Origin of the sequence: Actinosynnema mirum DSM 43827, assembly GCF_000023245.1 — a bacterium.
GTDB lineage: Bacteria > Actinomycetota > Actinomycetes > Mycobacteriales > Pseudonocardiaceae > Actinosynnema > Actinosynnema mirum.
Window position 1 is genome coordinate 7,827,347 of sequence record NC_013093.1, and the last position, 22,074, is coordinate 7,849,420.

At 73.0% G+C, this 22,074-nt stretch carries 24 protein-coding genes; 9 read left to right on the plus strand and 15 right to left on the minus strand.

The genetic code is table 11. From position 1 onward, the window contains the following. Positions 1-4: 4 nt before the first annotated feature. The 3 genes from paaB to AMIR_RS33155 are packed head-to-tail and all read right to left on the minus strand — an operon-like array spanning position 5 to position 1,771. A complete protein-coding gene (paaB, locus tag AMIR_RS33145; RefSeq protein ID WP_015805366.1) occupies positions 5-295 on the minus strand; it encodes a 1,2-phenylacetyl-CoA epoxidase subunit PaaB in 291 nt (96 codons plus the stop codon). Further along, positions 292-1,227, minus strand: coding sequence for a 1,2-phenylacetyl-CoA epoxidase subunit PaaA (gene paaA, locus AMIR_RS33150; protein WP_015805367.1), 936 nt, complete (start codon positions 1,225-1,227; stop codon positions 292-294). Before paaA ends, paaB begins: the two co-directional genes overlap by 4 nt. Positions 1,228-1,270: 43 nt before the next feature. Continuing rightward, on the minus strand, positions 1,271-1,771 hold the full coding sequence (locus AMIR_RS33155) for a DUF3592 domain-containing protein (protein ID WP_245554567.1): 501 nt from the start codon (positions 1,769-1,771) through the stop codon (positions 1,271-1,273). 62 nt (positions 1,772-1,833) lie between these two features. Between AMIR_RS33155 and AMIR_RS33160 the strand changes: the two genes are divergently transcribed. Then, complete coding sequence (locus tag AMIR_RS33160) at positions 1,834-3,075, plus strand: isochorismate synthase (RefSeq protein ID WP_015805369.1); 1,242 nt, start codon at positions 1,834-1,836, stop codon at positions 3,073-3,075. A 48-nt stretch (positions 3,076-3,123) separates the two neighbouring features. Here the strand turns inward: AMIR_RS33160 and AMIR_RS33165 are convergent, their stop codons facing one another. After that, positions 3,124-4,170, minus strand: coding sequence for an ADP-ribosylglycohydrolase family protein (locus AMIR_RS33165; protein WP_015805370.1), 1,047 nt, complete (start codon positions 4,168-4,170; stop codon positions 3,124-3,126). 58 nt (positions 4,171-4,228) lie between these two features. Between AMIR_RS33165 and cds1 the strand changes: the two genes are divergently transcribed. Together cds1 and AMIR_RS33175 are read left to right on the plus strand one after the other, a co-directional pair. After that, entirely contained in the window at positions 4,229-5,308 is a 1,080-nt protein-coding gene (gene cds1, locus AMIR_RS33170) for an L-cysteine desulfhydrase Cds1 (RefSeq protein ID WP_015805371.1), read from the plus strand. 147 nt (positions 5,309-5,455) lie between these two features. Beyond that, positions 5,456-5,854 carry a hypothetical protein gene (locus AMIR_RS33175; protein ID WP_015805372.1) on the plus strand — a complete coding sequence of 133 codons (399 nt, stop codon included), beginning with the start codon at positions 5,456-5,458 and terminating at the stop codon, positions 5,852-5,854. Positions 5,855-5,900: 46 nt separating this feature from the next. On the opposite strand, the gene AMIR_RS33180 is transcribed toward AMIR_RS33175, so the two are convergent. The 4 genes from AMIR_RS33180 to AMIR_RS33195 all read right to left on the minus strand — a co-directional run bounded on the left by AMIR_RS33180 (position 5,901) and on the right by AMIR_RS33195 (position 10,185). Continuing rightward, the gene (locus AMIR_RS33180; protein ID WP_015805373.1) at positions 5,901-6,773 is read right to left on the minus strand and encodes a 1,4-dihydroxy-2-naphthoate polyprenyltransferase; all 873 of its coding nucleotides are present in this window, start codon (positions 6,771-6,773) and stop codon (positions 5,901-5,903) included. A 49-nt stretch (positions 6,774-6,822) separates the two neighbouring features. Continuing rightward, the gene (locus AMIR_RS33185) at positions 6,823-8,070 is read right to left on the minus strand and encodes a hypothetical protein (protein ID WP_015805374.1); all 1,248 of its coding nucleotides are present in this window, start codon (positions 8,068-8,070) and stop codon (positions 6,823-6,825) included. A 115-nt stretch (positions 8,071-8,185) separates the two neighbouring features. Continuing rightward, positions 8,186-9,247: an o-succinylbenzoate--CoA ligase gene (menE, locus tag AMIR_RS33190; RefSeq protein WP_015805375.1), complete on the minus strand. Its 1,062-nt coding sequence runs from the start codon at positions 9,245-9,247 to the stop codon at positions 8,186-8,188. Positions 9,248-9,273: 26 nt separating this feature from the next. Continuing rightward, complete coding sequence (locus AMIR_RS33195; protein WP_015805376.1) at positions 9,274-10,185, minus strand: 1,4-dihydroxy-2-naphthoyl-CoA synthase; 912 nt, start codon at positions 10,183-10,185, stop codon at positions 9,274-9,276. Between the two features lie 311 nt (positions 10,186-10,496). Here AMIR_RS33195 and menD point away from each other — a divergent pair, with 311 nt between their 5' ends. Both menD and AMIR_RS33205 read left to right on the plus strand, forming a co-directional pair. Then, positions 10,497-12,131: a 2-succinyl-5-enolpyruvyl-6-hydroxy-3-cyclohexene-1-carboxylic-acid synthase gene (menD, locus tag AMIR_RS33200; RefSeq protein ID WP_015805377.1), complete on the plus strand. Its 1,635-nt coding sequence runs from the start codon at positions 10,497-10,499 to the stop codon at positions 12,129-12,131. Between the two features lie 68 nt (positions 12,132-12,199). Continuing rightward, a complete protein-coding gene (locus AMIR_RS33205) occupies positions 12,200-13,816 on the plus strand; it encodes a M1 family metallopeptidase (RefSeq protein WP_015805378.1) in 1,617 nt (538 codons plus the stop codon). 59 nt (positions 13,817-13,875) lie between these two features. Here the strand turns inward: AMIR_RS33205 and AMIR_RS33210 are convergent, their stop codons facing one another. Beyond that, entirely contained in the window at positions 13,876-14,085 is a 210-nt protein-coding gene (locus AMIR_RS33210; RefSeq protein WP_015805379.1) for a hypothetical protein, read from the minus strand. A 146-nt stretch (positions 14,086-14,231) separates the two neighbouring features. Here AMIR_RS33210 and AMIR_RS33215 point away from each other — a divergent pair, with 146 nt between their 5' ends. Beyond that, positions 14,232-15,110, plus strand: coding sequence for a helix-turn-helix domain-containing protein (locus AMIR_RS33215; protein ID WP_015805380.1), 879 nt, complete (start codon positions 14,232-14,234; stop codon positions 15,108-15,110). A 2-nt stretch (positions 15,111-15,112) separates the two neighbouring features. Then, positions 15,113-15,292, plus strand: coding sequence for a DUF397 domain-containing protein (locus tag AMIR_RS33220; RefSeq protein ID WP_015805381.1), 180 nt, complete (start codon positions 15,113-15,115; stop codon positions 15,290-15,292). 180 nt (positions 15,293-15,472) lie between these two features. Here AMIR_RS33220 and AMIR_RS33225 read toward each other — a convergent pair whose 3' ends face one another. Together AMIR_RS33225 and AMIR_RS33230 are read right to left on the minus strand one after the other, a co-directional pair. Then, positions 15,473-15,772 (minus strand): DUF4229 domain-containing protein, encoded by a 300-nt coding sequence (locus AMIR_RS33225; protein ID WP_015805382.1) that lies wholly within the window; start codon positions 15,770-15,772, stop codon positions 15,473-15,475. A gap of 4 nt (positions 15,773-15,776) precedes the next feature. Then, entirely contained in the window at positions 15,777-16,238 is a 462-nt protein-coding gene (locus AMIR_RS33230) for an Lrp/AsnC family transcriptional regulator (RefSeq protein WP_015805383.1), read from the minus strand. Between the two features lie 158 nt (positions 16,239-16,396). Here AMIR_RS33230 and AMIR_RS33235 point away from each other — a divergent pair, with 158 nt between their 5' ends. Continuing rightward, positions 16,397-16,606 (plus strand): BldC family transcriptional regulator, encoded by a 210-nt coding sequence (locus AMIR_RS33235; RefSeq protein WP_041838603.1) that lies wholly within the window; start codon positions 16,397-16,399, stop codon positions 16,604-16,606. Positions 16,607-16,734: 128 nt separating this feature from the next. Continuing rightward, a complete protein-coding gene (locus tag AMIR_RS33240; protein ID WP_015805385.1) occupies positions 16,735-16,917 on the plus strand; it encodes a hypothetical protein in 183 nt (60 codons plus the stop codon). Between the two features lie 221 nt (positions 16,918-17,138). Here the strand turns inward: AMIR_RS33240 and AMIR_RS33245 are convergent, their stop codons facing one another. The 4 genes from AMIR_RS33245 to AMIR_RS33260 form a co-directional block, all read right to left on the minus strand. After that, a complete protein-coding gene (locus AMIR_RS33245; RefSeq protein ID WP_015805386.1) occupies positions 17,139-18,626 on the minus strand; it encodes a MinD/ParA family ATP-binding protein in 1,488 nt (495 codons plus the stop codon). Between the two features lie 133 nt (positions 18,627-18,759). Further along, entirely contained in the window at positions 18,760-19,725 is a 966-nt protein-coding gene (gene ccsB, locus AMIR_RS33250) for a c-type cytochrome biogenesis protein CcsB (protein ID WP_015805387.1), read from the minus strand. After that, the gene (resB, locus tag AMIR_RS33255; protein ID WP_015805388.1) at positions 19,725-21,281 is read right to left on the minus strand and encodes a cytochrome c biogenesis protein ResB; all 1,557 of its coding nucleotides are present in this window, start codon (positions 21,279-21,281) and stop codon (positions 19,725-19,727) included. Before resB ends, ccsB begins: the two co-directional genes overlap by 1 nt. Continuing rightward, positions 21,281-22,057, minus strand: coding sequence for a cytochrome c biogenesis CcdA family protein (locus tag AMIR_RS33260; RefSeq protein ID WP_041837187.1), 777 nt, complete (start codon positions 22,055-22,057; stop codon positions 21,281-21,283). Before AMIR_RS33260 ends, resB begins: the two co-directional genes overlap by 1 nt. Positions 22,058-22,074: the final 17 nt, after the last annotated feature.

The window sequence follows — 22,074 nt, forward strand, 5'->3', positions numbered from 1 at the left end:
GGCCTCACAGGTGGGGGACGTCGTCGGGGATGGCGTAGAAGGTCGGGTGCCGGTAGACCTTGTCGCCGCTGGGCGCGAAGAACGGGTCCTTCTCGTCCGGGGACGACGCGGTGATCGCCTCGGCGGGCACCACCCAGATGGACACGCCCTCGTTGCGCCGGGTGTAGAGGTCGCGGGCGTTGCGCACCGCGAGCTCGGCGTCGGGCGCGTGCAGCGAGCCGACGTGGACGTGGTTGAGCCCGCGCTTGCCGCGCACGAACACCTCCCACAGCGGCCAGGAACCGTCGGAGCTCATGCCGCACCCGCCTCTCGGGCCGCGCGCTTGGCGGCGTGGGCGGTGGCCGCGGCCCGCACCCACTCGCCCTCCTCGTGCGCGGTGCGCCGGTGGGCGACCCGCTGGGCGTTGCAGGGCCCGTCCCCGCCGACGACCCGGCGGAACTCGTCCCAGTCCGGGGTCCCGAAGTCGTGGTGCCCGCGCTCGGCGTTCCAGCGCAGCTCGGGGTCGGGCAGGGTGACGCCGAGCTTCGCGGCCTGGGGCACGGTCATGTCGACGAACTTCTGCCGCAGCTCGTCGTTGGTGTTGCGCTTGATCCGCCAGGCGACGGACCGCTCGGTGTTGGCGCTCTCCGCGTCGGGCGGGCCGAACATCATCAGCGACGGCCACCACCAGCGGTCCACCGCGTCCTGGACCATCGACCGCTGCGCGTCGGTGCCTGCCATCATCGTGGCGAGCAGCTCGTAGCCCTGCCGCTGGTGGAAGGACTCCTCCTTGCAGACCCGGATCATGGCGCGGGCGTACGGCCCGTACGAGGTCCGGCACAGCGGCACCTGGTTGCAGATGGCGGCGCCGTCGACGAGCCAGCCGATGACGCCCACGTCGGCGAAGGTCAGCGTGGGGTAGTTGAAGATCGAGGAGTACTTCTGCCGACCGGTGATCAGCCGCTCGGTCAGGTCGGCGCGGTCGGCGCCGAGGGTCTCGGCCGCCGCGTAGAGGTAGAGGCCGTGGCCCGCCTCGTCCTGGACCTTGGCCAGCAGGATCGCCTTGCGGCGCAGCGAGGGCGCGCGGCTGATCCAGTTGCCCTCCGGCTGCATCCCGATGATCTCGGAGTGCGCGTGCTGGGCGATCTGCCGCACGAGCGTGCGCCGGTACCCGTCGGGCATCCAGTCCCTGGGCTCGACGCGCTGATCTGCGGCGAGGACGCGCTCGAACTCCGCTTCCAGCTCCATGCAGCCGATTGTTACACGAAACACACCACGCGGAGAAGAACTGTCACACGCGACGCCGCAGCCACCAGGCGAGCGGTCCGAGCACCGCCCACACCGCCAGCAGGAACGTGCCGACGGGCAGCAGCGCGAGGGTGAACGTGCGGCCCTCGACGCGCGCCAGCTCGGTGTCGTCGGTGTCGTACTCGATCCACACCACCTGACCGGCCTCCAGGCCGTCCGGGTAGAGCACGCCCTGGGCCGGGCTGTGCACCGCGCCGTCCGGGGTGGCGTAGCGCACGACGGTGCGCTGGAAGGACACCGAGACCACCTCGGCGGCGGCCCGGCCGCGCCTGCTCTCGATCGCGTTGTCGTCGCGCCAGCAGGCCGCCACCAGCAGCACGCCGACCAGCGTCACCAGACCGCCCAGGACCAGCACCGACCGGCCGAGCAGCTTCCGGACCGCGCGGCGGCGGCCCGAGCGGGGGCGGCCGTCCGGGCGGTCCGCGGAACGGTCCGCGGGACGGTCCTCGGCGCGGTCGTCGGAGAGCACTGCGTCGTCCACCACAACGGAGCAGTCTAGGGCCGCCCTGGCGCGGAAACGCGGAACCGAGTCCATACCCTCGAAGGGTGACCTCCGCTCCCCCGTCCAGGACCCGCACCCGCCTGCGCGTGACCACCACCCCGGTCACCGGCCCCGCCTTCCCCGAGGACCTGCTGTCCAGGCTCCCCGACCCCGGTGGCGCGCTGGCGTGGGTGCGCGAGGGCTCCGGGCTGGTCGGCTGGGGCGAGGCCGCGCGGTTCGAGACCTCGGGCGCGGGCCGGTTCGCCGAGGCCGACCGGCTGTGGCGGGAGTTCACCGCCGAGCTGGACGTCGAGGACGCGGTGGGCGTGCCGGGCACGGGCGCGGTGGCGTTCGCGAGCATGGCGTTCGCGGACGAGCCGGGCAGCTCGGTGCTGGTCGTGCCGCGGGTCGTGCTGGGCCGCAGGGGCGAGCACCGCTGGGTGACCACGATCGGCGAGGTGGACGGCGACCCGTTGGAGCGGGCGGTGCGCCCGGTGCGGCGGCCGTCGACCATCCGCTACTCGGACGGGCGGGTGCCGGTGACCCGCTACCGGGAGGCGGTCGCCGAGGCGGTGCGCCGGATGCGGGCGGGCGAGCTGGCGAAGGTGGTGCTGGCGCACGACCTGCTGGCCGTGGCGGACGTGGACATCGACGAGCGGTTCCTGCTCGGCGGGCTGGCCAGGCGGTACCCGGAGTGCTGGGTGTACGCGGTGGACGGGCTGGTCGGGGCGACCCCGGAGCTGCTGCTGCGGCGCACCGGGGAGGTCGTGGACTCGCGGGTGCTGGCGGGCACGACCTGGCCGGGCAGCGGCACGGACGAGGAGGCGCTGCTCGCGTCGGGCAAGAACCGGGAGGAGCACGAGTACGCGATCGCGTCGCTGACCGAGGCGCTGCGGCCGTTCTGCGCGGCGCTGTCGGTGGACGGGCCGTCGGTGCTGCGGCTGCCGAACGTGTCGCACCTGTCCAGCGACGTCATCGGCACCCTGCGCGACGACCCGTCGCCGCTGCGGCTGGTGGAGGCGCTGCACCCGACGGCGGCGGTGGGCGGCACGCCGAAGGGCGACGCGACGCGGCTGATCCGGGAGCTGGAGGGCGCGGACCGCGAGCGCTACGCCGGGCCGGTCGGGTGGATCGACGGGAACGGCGACGGCGAGCTGGGGATCGCGCTGCGCGGGGCGCAGGTGTCGGGGCGGACGGCGCGGCTGCGCGCCGGCTGCGGCGTGGTGGCCGACTCCGACCCGGACACCGAGGTCCGCGAGGCGCACGCCAAGACGCTGCCGATGCGCGAGGCGCTGGAAGGGCTGTAGGGCGGAACGCGGGTGGGTGATCAGCGCTGGTCACCCCGCCGCCCCCGCTCAGCCCCAGCCCTGCCCGCCCCACCCCGTGCCCGCGGGCCCGAACGCCTGCTCGGCCTCGGTGCACAGCCACTCGATCATCGCCGCCAGCTCCACCTGCCGCAGCCAGTCCTGCGGGATCGCGGCCACGCCGTCGCGCGCGCCGAGCAGGTTGCCGCACAGCGCCCCGGTCGAGTCGCTGTCGCCGGAGTGGTTGACCGCGAGCAGCAGCGCCTCCCGCATGTCCTTCCCGGCCAGCGCGGCGGCGAGCCCGATCGCGAGCGCCTCCTCGCCGACCCAACCGCCGCCCAGCTCGCCCTCGATCAGCTCCGGGGTGAGCTTCGCCTTGCCGGTGCCGATCCTGATCGCCCGGTCCAGGATCTCCGCCTGCTCCTCGTGCCCGCGCCACCGCACCAGCTCCACCCGCGCCCGCTGCGCGGCCCGGACCAGGTCCTCCTCGCCGAGCAGCAGCTGCTGCACCATCACCGCCATCACCCCGCCGGACAGGTAGCCGCTGGGGTGGCCGTGGGTGTGGGCGCCGGTGCGCGCGGCGATCTCGAACACCACCGACGGGTCGTCCGACCACAGCGCGATCGGCGCGGTGCGCATCACCGCGCCGCAGCCCTTGGAGTCGTTGAGCGGCCGTTCGAGGCTGCTCGCCCTGCCCTTGCGCGCGGAGCGCAGCGCGGTCAGGCAGGTGTTGCCGGGGGCGCGCAGCGCGTTCATCTCCGGCACGTCGACCAGCCAGCCGCCCCTGGGCGCCTCCTCGACCACGCCGTCCGGGCGCATCTCCTTGTCCTGGGTGTGCAACCAGCGCTGGTAGGCGGCCTGGATCGCGAGCACCGGGTTCCCGCCGCCGCGCTTGGCCAGCAGCAGGCCCTCCAGGGTGAACAGCAGCATCTGGGTGTCGTCGGTGATCATCCCCGGCGCGCCGTAGAGGTCTTCCATCCCGGTCACGCCCCCGTGACCGTAGCTCCCCCTGATCTTGTCCATCGGCTTGAACTCGACGGCGGCGCCCAGCGCGTCGCCCACCGCGCCTGCCAGCACGCACCCCACGATCGGCTTCACAGGCAGAAACTAGTCGGTGCGGGCTATCGTGCGCCCCGTGAACAGCTCAACCGACTCGGTGGACCGCTGCTGCGGCAGCACAAGGGACTGGGTGTGCTCGGCGGTCGGCATCATCGAGGCCGACGCCAACCGCAGCGCCGACACCCACCTCCTGCCGTTCCCGCTCCCCCCGTCGTGGGGCATCGACCTGTACCTGAAGGACGAGTCGACGCACCCCACCGGCTCGCTGAAGCACCGGCTGGCCAGGTCGCTGTTCCTGTACGCGATCTGCAACGGCTGGGTGGTCGAGGGCACCCCGGTGATCGAGGCGTCCTCCGGGTCGACGGCGGTGTCCGAGGCGTACTTCGCCCGGATGCTCGGGCTGCCGTTCATCGCGGTCATGCCCCGCTCGACCAGCGCGGAGAAGGTGGCGCTGATCGAGCGCCAGGGCGGGCGCTGCCACTTCGTGGACTCGCCGGGCGCGATCTACGACGAGTCCCGCAGGCTGGCCTCCGAGCTGGGCGGGCACTTCATGGACCAGTTCACGCACGCCGAGCGGGCCACGGACTGGCGGGGCAACAACAACATCGCCGAGTCGGTGTTCCAGCAGATGGCGCTGGAGCGGCACCCGGAGCCGGAGTGGGTGGTGGTCGGCGCGGGCACCGGCGGCACCAGCGCCACCATCGGCCGGTACGTGCACTACCGGCGGCTGCGCACGAAGCTGGCCGTGGTCGACCCGGAGCACTCGGTGTTCTTCGACGCCTGGCGCGACAGCGACCCGACGCTGGTCGGCACGCGCGGCTCGCGGATCGAGGGCATCGGCAGGCCGCGCGTGGAGCCGTCGTTCGTCGGGCAGGTCATCGACCGGATGATCAAGGTGCCGGACGCGGCGTCGATCGCGGTGGCGCGGCACGTCGAGGAGGTGCTGGGGCGGCGGGTCGGCGGGTCGACCGGCACGAACCTGTGGGGCGCGTTCCAGCTGGTCGCGCAGATGCTCGCGGACGGGCGGAAGGGCAGCGTGGTGACGCTGCTGTGCGACGGCGGCGAGCGGTACGCCAACACCTACTACGACGACGCGTGGGTCGCCGCGCAGGAGATGGACCTGACCCCGCACCTGGAGACGCTGGTCCGCTTCCGGAACACCGGGACGTGGTCCTGAGAGGTCTCGGAACCGCGGAAGAGCGCAAGACCGGAACCCTTCGGGTTCACAGAGCTCCGATCGGGAGCCTGCGGGCTCCCGATCGGAACTGATCCGCCGTTCGGCGCGTCGGATGCGGAAGTTGTCCACAGGCGGGAGGGGGACAGGGTGAGCGGGTGGCGGACGCCGGACGTGGTGACGGCGGAGGACGTGTTCGCCAGGTCGGTCGCCGACGCGGAGCGGATCGCGCGCGAGGCCGCGAAGGCCCGGCCGGGGCGGGAGCCGTCGGCCGAGGACATCAAGCGGGTCATCGCCTACGCGAAGTCCCCCGAGGCGTCGCCCGAGCTGCGGGCGCTCCAGGACCGGATCGCGCGCGGCGCGCTGAGCTGGCGCGAGGTGCTCAGCGGCGAGGCGGGGGCGGACCGGGGCGTGCGGGCGGCGTTCGAGGTGGAGCGGGAGAAGCTCGCCGAGCTGTGCGTCGGCGAGAAGCGCCCGCCCGCGCCGCCGAAGCGCGCCCCGCGCGACGACGACGACGCGCCCACCTCGTTCACCGAGGACGCCTGGTAGCCGGAAGGGCTCGGCGGCGGGAACCGGCGGGCCGGGCGCGCGGGCCTCAGCCGAGGACCAGCGCGCCCGCCGTCGCGACCGCCCACAGCAGCATCGCCAGCCCGGTGTCCCGCAGTACCGGGATCAGCGCCTTGCCCTTGTCGCCCTTGAGCACCCGGCGCGCGCCGAGCGCGGCCAGCGGCAGCGACAGGAAGCCCAGCAGGGCCAGCGGCTCGCGCACCCCGTTCGCCGCCGTGATCACGAACGGCACGGCGACCAGCGCGAGGTAGAGGTAGCGGGTGTCCCGGTCGCCCAGGGTGGTGGCCATGGTGCGCTTGCCCGCCTGGAGGTCGGTCGGGATGTCCCGCAGCGTGTTCGCGACCATCACCGCGGTGGAGAACGCGCCCATCGCGACCGAGCCGCCGATGCCGATGCCGGTGACCTCCCCCGCCTGCACGTACAGCGTGCCGAGCACGGCGGCGGGCCCGAAGAACAGGAACACGGCCAGCTCGCCCAGCCCCGCGTACCCGTAGGGCTTCTTGCCGCCGGTGTAGAACCAGGCGCCCGCGATGCACACCGCGCCGAACCCGATCAGCCACCAGTACCCGGACAGCGCCACCAGCGCCAGCCCGGCGAGCGCGCCGACGCCGAGCGCCGCGAACGCCGCGTTCCGCACCGCCTTCGGCTGCGCCGCGCCCGATCCGACCAGCCGGAACGGGCCGACCCGGTTGGCGTCGGTTCCCCGGATGCCGTCCGAGTAGTCGTTGGCGAAGTTCACCCCGACCTGGAACGCCATGGACACGAGCAGCGCCAGCAGGGTCCGCACCGCGTCGAACGCGTCGATGTGGAACGCCGCTCCCGCGCCCACCAGCACGGGGGCGATCGAGTTGGGCAGCGTGCGCGGACGGGTGCCCGAGATCCACTGGGCGAGGGTGGCCATGCGCGCAATCCTCCGACATGGCGGCGGACGGCCCGCTGCCAGGTCCTTCTCAGCAGAGCTTGGCGCCCACGACCCCGGTGACGTAGGCCCTGGCGACGTACTTGCCGGTGGCGATCCGGTACCACAGGTTCGAGGTGCCCTCCGGGCCCGAGACGCTCTGCCCCCTGAGCTGGCAGAGCACCCTGACCTGCGCGTAGTCCGCCGCGATGCCTACCTGCGGCGCGGTCGCGGACGCCGCGCCGCGCACGTTGAGCGGTCCGTCGCCGCCCGTGCGCACGTAGCCGGTCAGGCCGGACGCGGTCCACAGGTAGGTGACCGTGACCCAGTCGTTGTCGGAGAGCTTGAGGCCGTCCCAGAACACGCCGTCGGCGAGGTCGATGCCCGCCGGGTTGAGCACCCTGCGGTCGAACTGGTCCTTGCCGCCGTTGTAGCCGTTCAGGTAGGCGGCCTGGGCCTGCGGGACGCCCTGGGGGAGGTCCTTCCAGGACTCGCGGGTGGCGGGCGGGTTCCAGTAGTCGTCCTTGGTGTTCCACGGGCCGACGTCCCACACCGGCGCCCACTCGCAGCGCCCGTTGCCCGCGCACACCTGGACGGTGTACGAGCCGGTGCCCTTGGGCGAGAGGCCGCGCCGGGAGGGCAGGGCGACGAAGTGGTCCCGCTCGGTGATCACGTGCCCGTTGGCGGTGGTGCCGCCGACCAGGCCCTCGCGGGTGGCGAACACCCGGTAGGTCGTGCCGTTCACGACGCCGCGCGCGTCGTCCGGGGCGGCTGCGCGGCTGGTGGCGGGGTCGGGGGCCGGGTCGGGGACGAGGCGGACCGACCGCACCTCGGGACCTGCGGCGGCGGTAGGGCCACCAGCGCCACCAGCGCCCGCGGCGGCGGCGCTCCCGGCCCCCGCGGCGGCGGTGAGCGCGACCCTGACCTGCGTGGTGCGCGTCCCCGCGGGCAGCGGGGCCCCGGCGGGCAGCCACTCCCCCCACTGGCCGTCACCGGCGGCCACCCGGACGTCCACCTCGACCGTCGTCCCCTCCGGCGCGGAGCCGTCGACCTCGGCGGCCACCGCGCCGACCGGACCGGCCAGTGCGCGCGGGGCCAGCAGCAGGTAGCCCTCGTGCGCCCCCGGCGCGAGCCGCAGCACCCCGCCGCCCGCCGCGACGCCCACGTCGTCGCCGTCCACGGCGGTCAGGTCGGCGGTCCACGGCTCCACCGGCGCGGGGTCGGCGAGCGCGGGCGCCGGGGTGGCGAGCGTGGTCAGCAGGGTGGCCGCGACGAGCGGCACGAGGTGACGCCTAAGCATTCGGGTGCTCCTCGGGGCTCCCGGCGAGCGCTCCGGTTCGCGCGCGCCCGACCCCTTGGAGGGGAACCCCGGCCGCCCGCGGCGGCAACCGGAGATCCCCGTTCACCCGAGGAGATCACCCGATGGAGGCCAGCAGCTTCGCGACCTCGACCCGGTCGACCTTCCCCGGCCCGCGCAGCGGCAGCGCGGGCAGGAACACGACCCGCTTGGGCGCGGACACCCGCCCCGCGCTCTCCCGCACGGCCGCGATGAGCCGGTTCGGGTCGGGCGGCTCGGCGCCGGGCGCGATCACCACGGCCGCCGCGACCACCTGCCCCCACTCCTGGTCGGGCAGCCCGACCACGCACGCCTCCAGCACCCCGGTCTGCGCCGCCAGCACCCGCTCCACCAGCACCGGGGGCACGTTCTCCCCGCCGCTGACGATCACGTCGTCGGCCCGGCCGAGCACCTCCAGCAGGTCGCCGTCGAACCGCCCGAGGTCGCCGGTGCGGAACCACTCGCCGAACCGCTCGCCGCCCCGGTAGCCGAGGGCGAGCACCGGCCCGGACAGCTCGACGCGCCCGTCCTCGGCGATCCGCGCCCGGACCCCGTCCAGCGCGGTCCCGTCGTAGACGCAGCCGCCGGAGGTCTCGCTCATGCCGTAGGTGGTGACCACCTCGACGCCGAGGCCGCGCGCCTTCTCCAGCAGCGCGGGCGGGGTGGCGGCGCCGCCGATCAGCACGCCGTCGTAGCGGCGCAGCGCGGACAGCCCCGGCCCGTCACCGGCGACGAGCCTGGCCAGCTGGGTCGGCACGAGCGAGGTGTAGTGCCTGCCGGGAGCGTCGAGCAGGTCGGCGGAGGCGGCGGCGAACCCGGCCGCGCGGAACCCGCTGGCCATGTCCAGCACGACCGGCTCGGTGCCCGCCACGACCGAGCGGACCAGCACCTGCATCCCCGCGATGTGCCCGGTGGGCAGCGCGAGCAGCCAGGAGCCGGGCCCGCCGAGGCGGTCGTGGGTCAGCTCGGCCGACGCGGTGAGCGCCGACGCGGACAGCAGCACCTCCTTGGCGTCCCCGGTCGACCCGGACGTGGGCACGGCGAGCGCCGCCTCGCGCTCCCAGCCGACCAGCTCGGCGCGGTCGACGCCCAGCGCCACCTCGCCCGCGAGCGCCGCGCGGACCTCGTCCAGCGCCGTCATCGGACCTCCTCGGCCGGTCTCGCCGGTCAGTAGTGGTACGGGTAGTCGGACCAGTCGGGGTCGCGCTTCTCCAGGAACGCGTCGCGGCCCTCGACGGCCTCGTCGGTCATGTACGCGAGCCGCGTGGTCTCCCCCGCGAACAGCTGCTGCCCGACGAGCCCGTCGTCGATCAGGTTGAACGCGTACTTGAGCATCCGCTGGGCGGTCGGCGACTTGCCGTTGACCTCCTTCGCCCACTGCAGCGCGGTGGACTCCAGCTCGGCGTGCGGGACGACCGCGTTGACCGCGCCCATCTCGCGCATCTCGGCGGCGCTGTAGGCCCGGCCGAGGAAGAAGATCTCGCGCGCGAACTTCTGGCCGACCTGCCTGGCCAGGTAGGCGCTGCCGTAGCCGCCGTCGAAGCTGCCGACGTCGGCGTCGGTCTGCTTGAACCGGGCGTGCTCCTCGCTGGCGATCGTCAGGTCGCACACCACGTGCAGGCTGTGCCCGCCGCCCGCCGCCCAGCCGGGCACCACGGCGATCACCACCTTGGGCATGAACCGGATCAGCCGCTGGCACTCCAGGATGTGGAGCCTGCCCGCGCGGGCCGGGTCGACGGTGTCGGCGGTCTCCCCGGACGCGTACTGGTAGCCGCTGCGGCCCCGGATGCGCTGGTCGCCGCCGGAGCAGAACGCCCAGCCGCCGTCGCGGGCCGACGGCCCGTTGCCGGTGAGCAGCACGCAGCCGACGTCGGAGCTCATCCTCGCGTGGTCGAGCGCGCGGTACAGCTCGTCGACGGTGTGCGGGCGGAAGGCGTTGCGCACCTCGGGCCGGTTGAACGCGATCCGCACGGTGCCCTGGTCGACGGCGCGGTGGTAGGTGATGTCGGTGAAGTCGAACCCCTCCACCGGCTTCCAGCGGGTCGGGTCGAACAGCTCGGAAACAACCTGGTCTGCCACGTGGGCGACTTTATGTGCTCGTCCGCGGGCGCGGCGGGCGAGCCCCCGCCCGTCGGCCCGTTGCGCCGATCGTCCGCACGGGGGCTGAGATCCGCGACACGCGCCGGTTCCGCGACACGCAGGCGCCGGGCAGGCCGGACGCCGTCGCGGACGCTCGGCGGGGACCGCCCGCGCGGCCCCTGAGCTGCCCTTGCACCTCCGGCGCGGAATCCGGGGACAACCGTCCTGAGCTGCCACGACACCCGCCCGGCGGCGGTGGCCCGAACGCGGCCCGGAGTTCGACCGCTCCCCGGCTGGGCGACAATGACCGGGTGAACCCGTCCACCGCTCAGGCGAGGGTGCTCGTCGACGAACTCGTGCGCAACGGCGTCCGGCACGTCGTGCTGAGCCCCGGATCGCGCAACGCCCCGCTGTCGTTCGCGCTGCACGACGCGGCGGTGGCCGGGCGGCTGGAGCTGCACGTGCGGATCGACGAGCGCAGCGCGGGCTTCCTCGCGCTGGGCCTGGCCCTGGACGGCTCGCCGGTCGCGGTGACCTGCACGTCCGGCACCGCCGTGGCGAACCTGCACCCGGCCGTGCTGGAGGCAGCGCACTCGGGCGTCCCGCTGATCGCGCTGACCGCCGACCGGCCCGTGGAGCTGCACCGGGCGGGCGCGAGCCAGACCGTGCGGCAGGACGGGGCGCTGGGCCTGGAGACGCTGCACCTGCCGGTGGCCGAGCGGCGGGCCGGGCAGAACGCGCTGTGGCGCTCGCTGGTGTGCCGGGCGGTCGCGGCGGCGCGGGACGGCGGTCCGGTGCACCTGAACGTGCCGTTCCGCGAGCCGCTGACGCCCGAGGGCGGCGACTGGGTGGAGCCCCTGGAGGGCCGCCCGTTCGACCAGCCGTGGACCCGGACCGCGTCGCGCCGCGTGGACGCCCCGCACCCGGCCGACCACCTGGGGCCGCGCACGCTGGTGATCCTGGGTGACGCAGGCGCGACCGACGGGGAGGCGGTGTGCGACCTGGCGGCCCGCGCGGGCTGGCCGGTCATCGCCGAGCCGACCGCGTCCGGCCGCACCGTGCAGCACGGGTCGCTGCTGCTGAACGCCGGTCCGCTGGCCGAGCGGCTGCGCCCGGACGCGGTCGTGGTGCTGGGGCGGGCGACGCTGTCCAGGGGCGTGCAGGCGCTGCTGGGGTCGACGTCGGTGGTGCACGTGGTCACGGCCTCGGCGGACTGGCCGGACCCGAAGTTCTCCGCCACGCACGTGTCGGCCTCGCTCGCGCCGGGCGCGCACGAGGTGGACGACGACTGGCTGACCGCGTGGCGGCACGCCGACAAGGCGGCGGGCGAGGCGGTGGCCGCGCTGCTGGCGGACGAGCCGTGGCCGACCGGGATGCACGTGGCGCGCGCGGTGGTCGAGGCGCTGCCGCCGGGGTCGGCGCTGTTCCTGGGCTCCTCGAACCCGGTGCGGGACGTGGACTTCGCCGCGCCGCCGCGCCCGGACGTGGTGGTGCGCGCCAACCGGGGCGTCGCGGGCATCGACGGGAGCGTGTCGACGGCGATCGGGCTGGCCCTGGAGTGCGGGCCGACGACGGCGCTGATGGGCGACCTGACGTTCCTGCACGACTCGAACGGCCTGCTGATCGGCCCGCACGAGCGGCGGCCGGACCTGACCGTGGTGGTGCTCAACGACGACGGCGGCGGCATCTTCGCGCTGCTGGAGCAGGGCGCGCCGGAGCACGCGGACAGCTTCGAGCGGGTCTTCGGCACGCCGCACGGCACCGACCTGGCGGCGCTGTGCGCGGCGCACGGGGTGCCGCACGTGCTCGCCGGGTCGGCCGAGGAGCTGCGGGCGGAGATCACCCGTCCGAGCGGGATCCGGGTCGTGGAGGTCCGGGCCGAGCGGGCCGGTCTGCGCGAACTGCACAAAAGGGTGAAAACCGCGGTGTCAAGCGCGGTCCAGTAGCCGGAAAACGCGGCGAAAACCTCCGCACGGCGGATTCCCGCTCTCCCCGCGCTCGTTAGCTTCGCCGCATGTCCCTGACAGTTCCCCTGAGGGGGAAGCTCGCCACCGGCGTCGCGCTCGCGTCGTCGCTGCTGCTGCTCAGCGGGGTCGCGGGCGCCGCGGCGCCGGGCGCTCCGGGCATCGGAGACCCCTACTTCCCGAAAGCCGGGAACGGCGGGTACGACGTGTCGCACTACGACATCCGGTTGAAGTACGAACCGGGAACCGATCGGCTTTCCGGAACGACGACGGTCCTGGCTCGGACGACCGAGGAGTTATCGGCGTTCAACCTGGACTTCCTGCTGGACGTCACCTCCGTCCGGGTGAACAACCGCGTCGCCGCGCACTCCGGGACGCCGGACGGCGAGCTGACCGTCACGCCGGGCGTCGTGCTCCCGGCCGGGACCGAGCTGACGATCGTGGTCGCGTACTCGGACGTCCCGTCGCGGCACGCCGTCGACGGCTTCACCGGCTGGAAGCGCACCCCGGACGGCGCGCTCGCGATCGACCAGCCGGACATCGCGCCCTGGTGGTTCCCGAGCGACAACCACCCGAGGGACAAGGCCACGTTCGACGTGTCGGTGGCCGTGCCGGACGGGGTGGAGGTGCTGTCGAACGGGCTGTACCAGGGCACGGTCAAGCAGATCGACGGCTGGACGCGGTGGCGGTGGCGCGAGCTGGAGCCGCAGGCCACCTACCTGGCGTTCGTCGCGATCGGGCAGTTCGAGGTGCGGCACTCGCTCGCGCCGAGCGGGCAGGCGTCGGTGACGGCGTACTCGGAGCGGCTGGGCGCGGACGGCCCGGCGGCGCGGGCGAGCGTGGAGCGCACGCCGGAGGTCGTGGAGTTCCTGGAGGGCAGCTTCGGCCCGTACCCGTTCACCGGCGTGGGCGGGGTCGTCGCGCCGGGCATCGGGTTCGCGCTGGAGAACCAGACCAGGCCGACCTACGACGGCGGGTTCTTCCGGCGCGGGGCGAACACGTACGTGGTGGCGCACGAGATCGCGCACCAGTGGTTCGGGGACTCGGTGTCGGTGCGCGGGTGGCGGGACATCTGGCTGAACGAGGGGTTCGCGAGCTACGCGGAGTTCCTGTGGTCGGAGCACACCGGGGAGGGGACGGCGGCGGAGAACGCGGACTACCTGTACGGGCTGTACCCGGCGGACGACCCGTTCTGGACCGTGCTCCCCGGTGAGCCGGGCGCGGGCGCGATCTTCGACGGGGCGGTGTACGACCGGGGCGCGATGGCGGTGCACGCGGTGCGGACGGCGGTGGGGGACGAGGCGTTCTTCGCGGTGCTGAAGCGCTGGACGGCGCAGGAGCGGTTCGGGGACGCGACGATCGAGGACTTCCAGGCGCTGGCGGAGTCGGTGTCGGGGGTGGACCTGGACGAGGTGCTGCGGGTGTGGCTGTTCACGCCCGCCAAGCCCGCGACGGGGCCGGGGCACTGGGGGTACGCGGCCGACTCGGCGAACGTGGCCGGGACGGCTGGACCGGTGGAAGCGGCCGGTTCGGTGGAAGCGGCCGGTTCGGCGGGGGGCGGCCGGTTCGGCGGGGGCGGCGCGGGTGGTCGCCGAGCCGAAGTCGCGCCAGAAGATCGTGGAGACGCACGCGCTGCTCTCGCGCGGGGAGTGACGGCGCGGGGGTGAGCCGGGGTCGGTGAGCGGTTGGGCGGGACGGCTTCGGGTGGGCCCGGAGCCGTCCCGCGTCACCGCGCGGCGCGGATCTGGGCGAGCGCGGCCGTGGCGACGTCGATCAGCGACTCCAGCCCGAGCTCGGAGACGGCGAGGAACAGGTCGTGCCCGTCCTCGTGCCCGAGGGTGAACTGGGCCTGGTCGCCCACCACCTCGCAGGCGATCGGGCAGTGGTCGTCGACGACGACCGACGCGGCGACGAGGACGGTGCCGTTGGTTGCCATGGTTGATCCCCTACACTTCACGTTCCGTGGATATTCGGCTACGTAGAGCGCCGAAATTCCGAATAAGCGGCGCTTGGGGAGCCTAAGAGGAAACTTCCCCTTAGCGCAGTCCCTCGAACGGGTGGCGATTCACGGAAGGAACGACCATGCACGCTCGGCAGACCGTGGAGCGCAGGCAGCTCGGGCTGTCGCTGAAGCGCTTCCGCGTGGCCAAGGGCGTGTCCCAGGCGGAGCTGGGGCGGGTGATCGGGCAGAGCGACTCGCGGATCAGCAAGGTCGAGGACGGCACCGGGACCCTCAACGCCGACCAGCTCACCGCCGCGCTGGACCACCTGGACGTGCACGGGGACGACCGGAGGACGGTCCTGGAGCTCGGCGCTCGGGCGCGCAAGCGGTTGCGGCGCGGGGCGAACGACCAGCAGCCGTACACCGACACCCTGCCCGGCTCGTTCCAGCGCCTGGCGGACATGGAGGCCGACGCGTCGGCGATCCACTGCTACGAGCCGGGAGTCGTGCCGGGACTTCTGCAGGCGCCGGGCTACATCCGCGCGGTGATGCGCAGCGGCGAGGGCGTTTTCTGGAAGCCGTCGGCGGCGGAGATCGAGAGCCGGTACCTGTTCCGACGGAACCGGCAGATAACGACGCTGGAAGCCGAGCGGCCGAAGAAGCTGGAGTTCGTCTTCACCGAGAACGCGCTGGACGGCTACGAGGGCGGTGAGGAGGTCGTGCGCGAGCAACTGGAGCACCTGCTGCACCTGCTCAAGCGGCACCAGAACATCACGGTGCAGCTGCTGCGGGTCGGCGACCTGCGAAATCCGGTGGCCACCGGCGGAATCGCGGTGCTCGACTTCGACGAGACCGCGCCGAGGGTGGCATTCGCGACAGCCGCCTACGGGCCATCGACCTATTTCGACGACAAAGCTGACACCGACCCCCTCGTCCGCGCGTTCCAGAGGCTTCAGGAACTGGCGTGTGATCATGCGGAGAGCGTCGAGCTGATCCACAAGAAGCTGATGGAGGTTTAGCGATGCAGGGCCAGTGGTTCAAGAGCAGCTACAGCGGAGCGGCGAACGACCAGTGCGTGGAGTGCCGCGCGACGGTCGAAGCCGTCTCCGTGCGGGACTCCAAGAACCCCGAGGGGGGTGCGCTCCGGGTCAGCGCGGCGTCCTGGGCGGCGTTCACCGCGCACCTGCGGCGTTCGCGCTAGCGCCGGCACGGCTCGGGGTCCTGCCCGCCCACGTGATCCGGGCTCCCCGATGAGAGCTGCGCCACTTCCGCCCCCTCCGCCGACCCTCGAAAGTGGGTCGCACGGTCGAGCGAAGGGGGTTCCTGAGCGCTTTGGTAAGGAAACCTTGACCGTCGGCGGGTGAAAACCCAAGCCGAGGTGTCAGTTCGAGCCGGACCCCGAAGGCACGTCGCCGGACGCCTCGGGCTCGCCGCGCAGCTGCGCGCGCAGGCGCTCGCGCTCGGCCTTGCGGACCTGGTCGCGCTCGTTCAGCCCGATCGCCACCCGCTGCCTGAGCCCCTTGAACACGAAGAGCGACAGCGGCAGCGCGACGACCAGCGACACCAGCAGCGCGACCAGCAGCGGCACGTTCACCATGACCAGCGCCAACGCCACCAGCGCGACCATCGCGAACCGCGCCACCACGTAAAGCGCCACGTCACGACCCAGATGCACGGCCATCACCCTACGCGTCCAGCCCCACCGTGGTCGTGTTGGGCCTGCCCTCGAACCTGGTCGACAGCACGACCGTCGTCCTGGTCCGCGCGACGCCGGGGATCTTCCGCAGGGCGCCGAGCGAGCGCTCCAGCTCGTCCACCGTGGGCACCCGCACCTTGACGATGAACGACTCGTCCCCGGCCACCCGGTAGCACGACTCGACCTCGGTCAGCTCGGCCAGCGCGAGCGCGACCTCGTTGTCGTCCGCCGTGTCCGTCGGGTGGATGCTGATCAGCGCCGTGACGCCCAGTCCGACCGAGCTGGGGTCCACGACGGCGTGGTAGCCGACGATCACCCCGGTCGCTTCCAGCTTCCCGACCCGCTCGTGCACGGCCGAGGCCGACAACCCCACCTTGCGCCCCAGGTCGGCGTAGGTGGCCCGGCCGTTCTCCCGCAGGGCGGCGATGATCTGGCGATCCACTGCGTCCACCCGGCAAGCCTAGGCCCACCGGCAACCGGTGTCCGAATTCCCGCAGTTCGTCCCTTTGCTACCTCTTTACCATCACCCAAGCGTTCGAGTACCCGAAGGGTGGGATGCCACGATGCGTCCGGTACGTCTGATCGACAGGGGAGGCCACCGTGACCACGATGCAAGCTCATCCAGGGGAACGCCTGCTGACTCCCGGTGAGGTCGCCAACCTCTTCCGGGTCGACCCGAAGACCGTGACCCGCTGGGCCACCGCGGGCCGCATCGGCTCCATCCGCACGCCGGGTGGGCACCGCCGGTTCCGCGAGTCCGAGGTGCAGACCCTGCTCCACCAGCTCACCACCGAGGCCACCGAGCCCGTCCGGCACTGACGGCGCGCACCGCCGGGCCCGCTACGGGCGGCGGACCGCCGGGTAGGGGGAACCGGGGGAACCCGGTGCGCCCGACCGGAGTCGTTCACCCTCCAGACACGGGTAACCTCGTGGTCAAGGAGGTGCCCATGCTGTACGTGCTCGCGCTGATCGGCGCCCTCACCATCGCGGTGCTGCTCTGGCGCGCGTTCGGGTCCGCACGGCCCGAGAGCGTCGCGACCAGGCGGTTCGTGGCGCCCGACGACGACCCGGAGTTCCTGCGCAAGCTCGGCGAGCAGCAGAGCAAGCAGAAGCGGCAGGACGAGGAGTGACGCGGCGGGGCCTCCCGGTGAGGCCCCTCGCGCGTTCGCGGGCACCCGGCGGCAACCCGCCGTCACCCTCGCGCGCCGTTGACCTCGCGCGCCGTTGACCCCGCGCACCTCCAACCCCGCGCGCCGTCACCCTCGCGCGCCCCCGGACACGCGAAAGCCGCCGCCCGCGAGTGCGGAACGGCGGCCTGTCACGTCCTCGGGCCCGATCCGGGCTCAGCGCCTCACTTGCTGGGGAAGTCGTCCGCCACGACGGCGGCCAGCTCCAGCAGCGCCAGCCTGGTGTCCGGGCTGAGCTTGTCCAGCTCGATCTCGGCCCCCTCCTCCAGGTGCGCGTCGAACGGGATGCGGACGACCGCGCGGCACCGCTGCGCGAAGTGCGCCGCCAGCTTGTCCAGGTCGACCTTGCCGGAGCCCGGCCGCACCGAGTTGATCACCGCGACGGACTTGGCGACGAGGTCGCGGTAGCCGTGCGCCTCCAGCCAGTCCAGGGTGGCCGCCGACGTCTGCGCGCCGTCCACCGAGCCGGACGACACCAGCACCAGCGAGTCGGCCTGGTCGAGCACGCCCTTCATGGCCGAGTGCATCAGACCGGTGCCGCAGTCGGTGAGCACGATGTTGTAGAAGTGCTCCAGCAGCGCGACGGTCCGCAGGTAGTCCTGGTCGCTGAACGCCTCGGAGGCCGCCGGGTCCTGCTCGGACGCCAGCACCTCCAGCCTGCTCGGCGACTGCGAGGTGTACGCGCGCACGTCGCTGTACTTGGTGATCCGGGCGACGTCGCGCAGCAGGTGCCGCACGGTCGCGGTGGTCTCCCTCGGCACCTTCAGCGCCAGCGTGCCCCGGTCCGGGTTCGCGTCGACGGCGATGACCCGGTCGCCGCGCAGCGAGGAGAACGTGGAGCCGAGCGTGGTGGTCGTCGTGGTCTTGCCGACGCCGCCCTTCAGGCTCAGCATGGCGATCTTGTAGCACCCGCGCAGCGGCTGGTTGATCCGCCCGATCAGCTCGCGCCTGCGCAGGTCGGCCGGGCTCTCGCCGAGGTTGATCAGCCCGCCGGAGAGGGAGTGCAGCGTCTTGCGCCAGCCCGACTGCGGGGGGCGCTTCGCACGCTTTATCAACTGCTGCGACGACACCTCGTTGGCCTTGCTGCCGTCGCCGCGCTGCTGCGGGGCCTGCTGGCCGTAGCCGCCGTAGCCGCCCTGCGGGAAGTTGCTGGGAGCCGGGTAGCCGGTGGGCTGGCCGACCGGGTAGCCGCCGGACTGCGAACCGGGAGCCGGGTAGCCGCCGGACTGGGAGCCGGGGACCTGGTACGCGCCGGACTGCGAGCCGGGAGCCGGGTACGCGCCCGACTGCGAGCCGGGAGCCGGGTACGCCCCGGACTGCGAACCGGGGGCGGGGTACGCGCCCGACTGCGAACCAGGTGCGGGGTACGCGCCCGACTGCGAGCCGGGAGCGGGGTAGGCGCCGGACTGCCAGTCCGACACCTGGTACGCGCCGGACTGGGAACCGGGAGCCGGGTACGCCCCGGACTGCGAGCCGGGGACCGGAATGCCCCCCGACGGCGTGGACTCGATGTAGGCGGTCGACGGGTCCGCGTACATCGAGTCCGCGTAGCCCTGGCCCTGGTCCACCGGGTAGCTGCCGGAGTGGTTCGGATTGCCCTCCGAACCGGGCTGCTGCCTCGGAGAATCAGGGTTCTCGTAGTGACCGGTCACCGCTGGGGTCCTCCCTGAGGATGCGGATCGAGACCTCCCCGACCCCACGGGTGCGACGGTAGTAGGGGGCAACCGGTTCCACGACAGCGGGAGTGAACGATCGGCTTTCGATCGGCTAACGCCCGAGCGAGGCTCAGTTGACGCCCGCGTACGAGTGCAACCCGGTGGTCACGAGGTTGACGAAGAAGAGGTTGAAGATGGTCATCGCGAACCCGAGCATGTTGATCCACGCGGCGGGCCTGCCCCGCCATCCTGCCGTGGCGCGGGCGTGCAGGTAGGCCGCGTAGACCACCCAGGAGACGAACGCCACCGTCTCCTTGGGGTCCCAGCCCCAGAACCGGCCCCACGCGGCCTCGGCCCAGATCGCGCCGGTGATGATGCCGATGGTGAACAGGGGGAACGCGAAGACGGTGCTGCGGTAGGCGATCCGGTCGAGCACGTCGCCGTCGGGCAGCTTCGGGAAGCGCTCGGGGTTCCCGGCCTTGATCAGGTAGAGCAGGCTGGCGACGCCCGGCACGAAGAACACGCCGCTGGAGATCGAGATGACCGAGACGTGGATGACCAGCCAGTAGGACTGGAGGGCGGGCACGACCGGCGCGGCGTCGGTGTAGAGGACGGTGCCGCCGAGGAACATGATGATCACGACGGGGGTCAGGATGATCCCGCCGAGCTTGCGCACCGGGAAGGCGCGCATCAGCACGAGCCAGGTGACGACGGCGGCCAGCGTGAGCATGGAGCCGTACTCGTACATGTTGCCCCACGGGGCGCGGCCGGTGGCCAGGCCGCGGGTGACCAGGGACGCCAGGTGCAGCAGCGCGCCCAGCACGGTCAGCGCGGCGCCCATGCGGCCCAGGCGCTCGGCGCGCGGGAGCCTGGGCTCCTCCACGACCCGGCCGGGGGTCCACGCGCCGTCCGCGCCGACGCCCGCGGTGGGCGTGGTGGTGGGCGTGGCGGTGGCGCCGACCAGCGCCCGCTCCTCCTGGGGGCTGGTGCGGGCGAAAGCCTGTTCGCACAGGTAGAGGATGGCGGCGAGGACGTAGACCGCCACCGCGGCGACGTAGGTCCAATCGCTGTAGTCCGCCATGGCGGTCGCCTGCATCAGCTCTTCCTTCGTTCCGACGGGCCGGGTCCCAGCAGATCGCGGGACAGGTCGGTGAACTCGCCGCCGTAGCCCGCTTGGTCGGTGCGCGCCAAGCCGCCGACCTCGATTACCGTACGCCCGTCCTGGCCGGGGGTCGCCCTGACCCAGACGCGCCTGCGCTTGACGCTGAGCGACACCATCAGGCCCAGGATGATCAGGATCGAGAACACCAGCACGTAGACCTGGGACGGGTCGTGCGAGATCTGGATGGACACCCAGTCGCGCACCCCGTCGAACCGGATTCTGGTGCCGTCGTCCAGGGTCAGCTCCTCGCCGACGCCGAGGTTCTGCCTGGCGACCTTGGCGAGCTTGCCGCTCTCCACCTGCTCCTGCGAGATGGAGAAGATCGACTGGCCGCGCCCGGTGTCGGTGCCCAGGTCGCCCCGGTAGACGTCGATCGCGACGGCGGGGTCGCGGGGCTCGGGGAAGGAGGAGGTGAGGATCTCGCCGTGGTAGAACGCGGTCGGCGCGAGCAGGCCGGTGATGGCGAGCTGGCTCTTGCGGCGCTGCTCGGCGTCGGTCACGCCGGGCGGGTCGAACTTGGTGGCGCCCTCGGAGGCGAACGTGACCTGGTCGACCGGCCGCCACTGGATCGCGCCCTCGCGGACCTCCCCGTTGGGGAAGGTGACGGTGAACAGCGGCGTGTAGCCGTGGCCGAGGAGGTAGACGCGGTCGCCCGCCGTGCGGAGCGGGTGGTTCACCTGGAGCAGGTAGTCGCGCCAGGTCCCGGTGACCAGGTCCTCGCCGGACTGGTACTGGACGTTCGCGCTGAACTGCTCGGCCTGGCCGTTCTCCAGGTAGGACGCGGAGAAGTCGTTGATCTTGACGCAGAACTGGGACAGGTCGGTGCCGTCGACCTGGAGGCCGGGGCGGAACGTGTCGTAGTTGTAGACGCCGGAGTTGCAGAACTGGCCGCCCTGCGTCTGCACGATGACCTGGCCCTCGTAGCCGACGATCTTGCCGACGGCGAAGGAGACGAGCAGGCCCAGCAGGGCGAAGTGGAAGACCAGGTTGCCGGTCTCGCGCAGGAAGCCGCGCTCGGCGCTGACGCTGCGCGCGCCGTCCGCCTCCTCGCGCTCGACCAGCCGCCAGCCGCGCAGCCGCTTGCGGGCCGCCGCCATGACGTCCTCGGTGGTGGCCGTGGACTCGCCCTCGGCGTGGTGCGGGAGCCGGGCCAGGTTGCGCGGGGTGAGCACGGGCTTGGCCCGCATCTGCTTGTAGTACTCCCAGGTGCGCGGGAGCAGGCAGCCGACGAGCGAGGCGAACAGCAGCACGTAGATCGCGGAGAACCAGGTGCTGGCGTAGACGTCGAAGAAGCCGAGGTCGTCCAGGTACTCGGCCCACCAGCCGTTCTGGGCGATGTAGTCGGCGGTCTTCTGCGCGTTGAGCGGGCGCTGCGGCAGCATCGCGCCCGGCATGGCCCCGAGCGCGAGCAGGAACAGCAGGGTCAGCGCCGTGCGCATCGACGTGAGGCCGCGCCACGTGTTGCGCAGGAAGGCGATCGCGGCGCGCACTAGAGGGGCAGCTCGTAGTCGTTGACGACGGCGATCCGCAACCAGCCCACGAAGTCCCCCCACAACCCGGTCACCAGCGCGACGCCCACCAGGATCAGCAGGGAGCCGCCGAAGATCTGCACCGCACGGCCGTGGGTGCGCAGCCAGCCGGTCATCCGGACCGCCCAGCGGGTGCCCAACGCGATCAGCACGAACGGCAGTCCGAGGCCGAGGCAGTAGGCGAGCACGAGCAGGGCGCCGCGACCGGTGGCCGAGCCGACCTCGGTGCCCCTGGCGAGCGCGAGCACGCCCGCGAGGGTCGGGCCGAGGCACGGGGTCCAGCCGAGCGCGAACACGCCGCCGAGCAGGGGCGCGCCGAGCAGGCCGCCGCGTGGGACGCGGTGCACCCGGACGTCGCGCTGCAGGGCGGGGATCAGGCCGATGAAGACCAGGCCCATGGCGATCGTGACGACGCCGCCGATCCGCTGCAGGAGGTCCTCGTTGAGCCAGAGCACCTCGGTGGCGCCGAGGACGACGAACGAGGTGAGCGCGAAGACGACGGTGAAGCCGAGGACGAAGAGGAGGGAGGCCCCGGCGACGCGCCAGCGGCCGGACTTGCGGTTCTCGTCGGCGCCCACGGCGGGTGCGTCTGCGCCGACCAGGCCGGCGAGGTAGGCGAGGTAGCCGGGGACGAGCGGGACCACGCAGGGCGACGCGAAGGAGATCGCCCCCGCGAGGAGGGCGACACCGGTGGCCAGAAGCAACGGCCCGGAGGTCACCAGCTCCGTCGGGTTCACGGGTTTCAGGGTAGGTA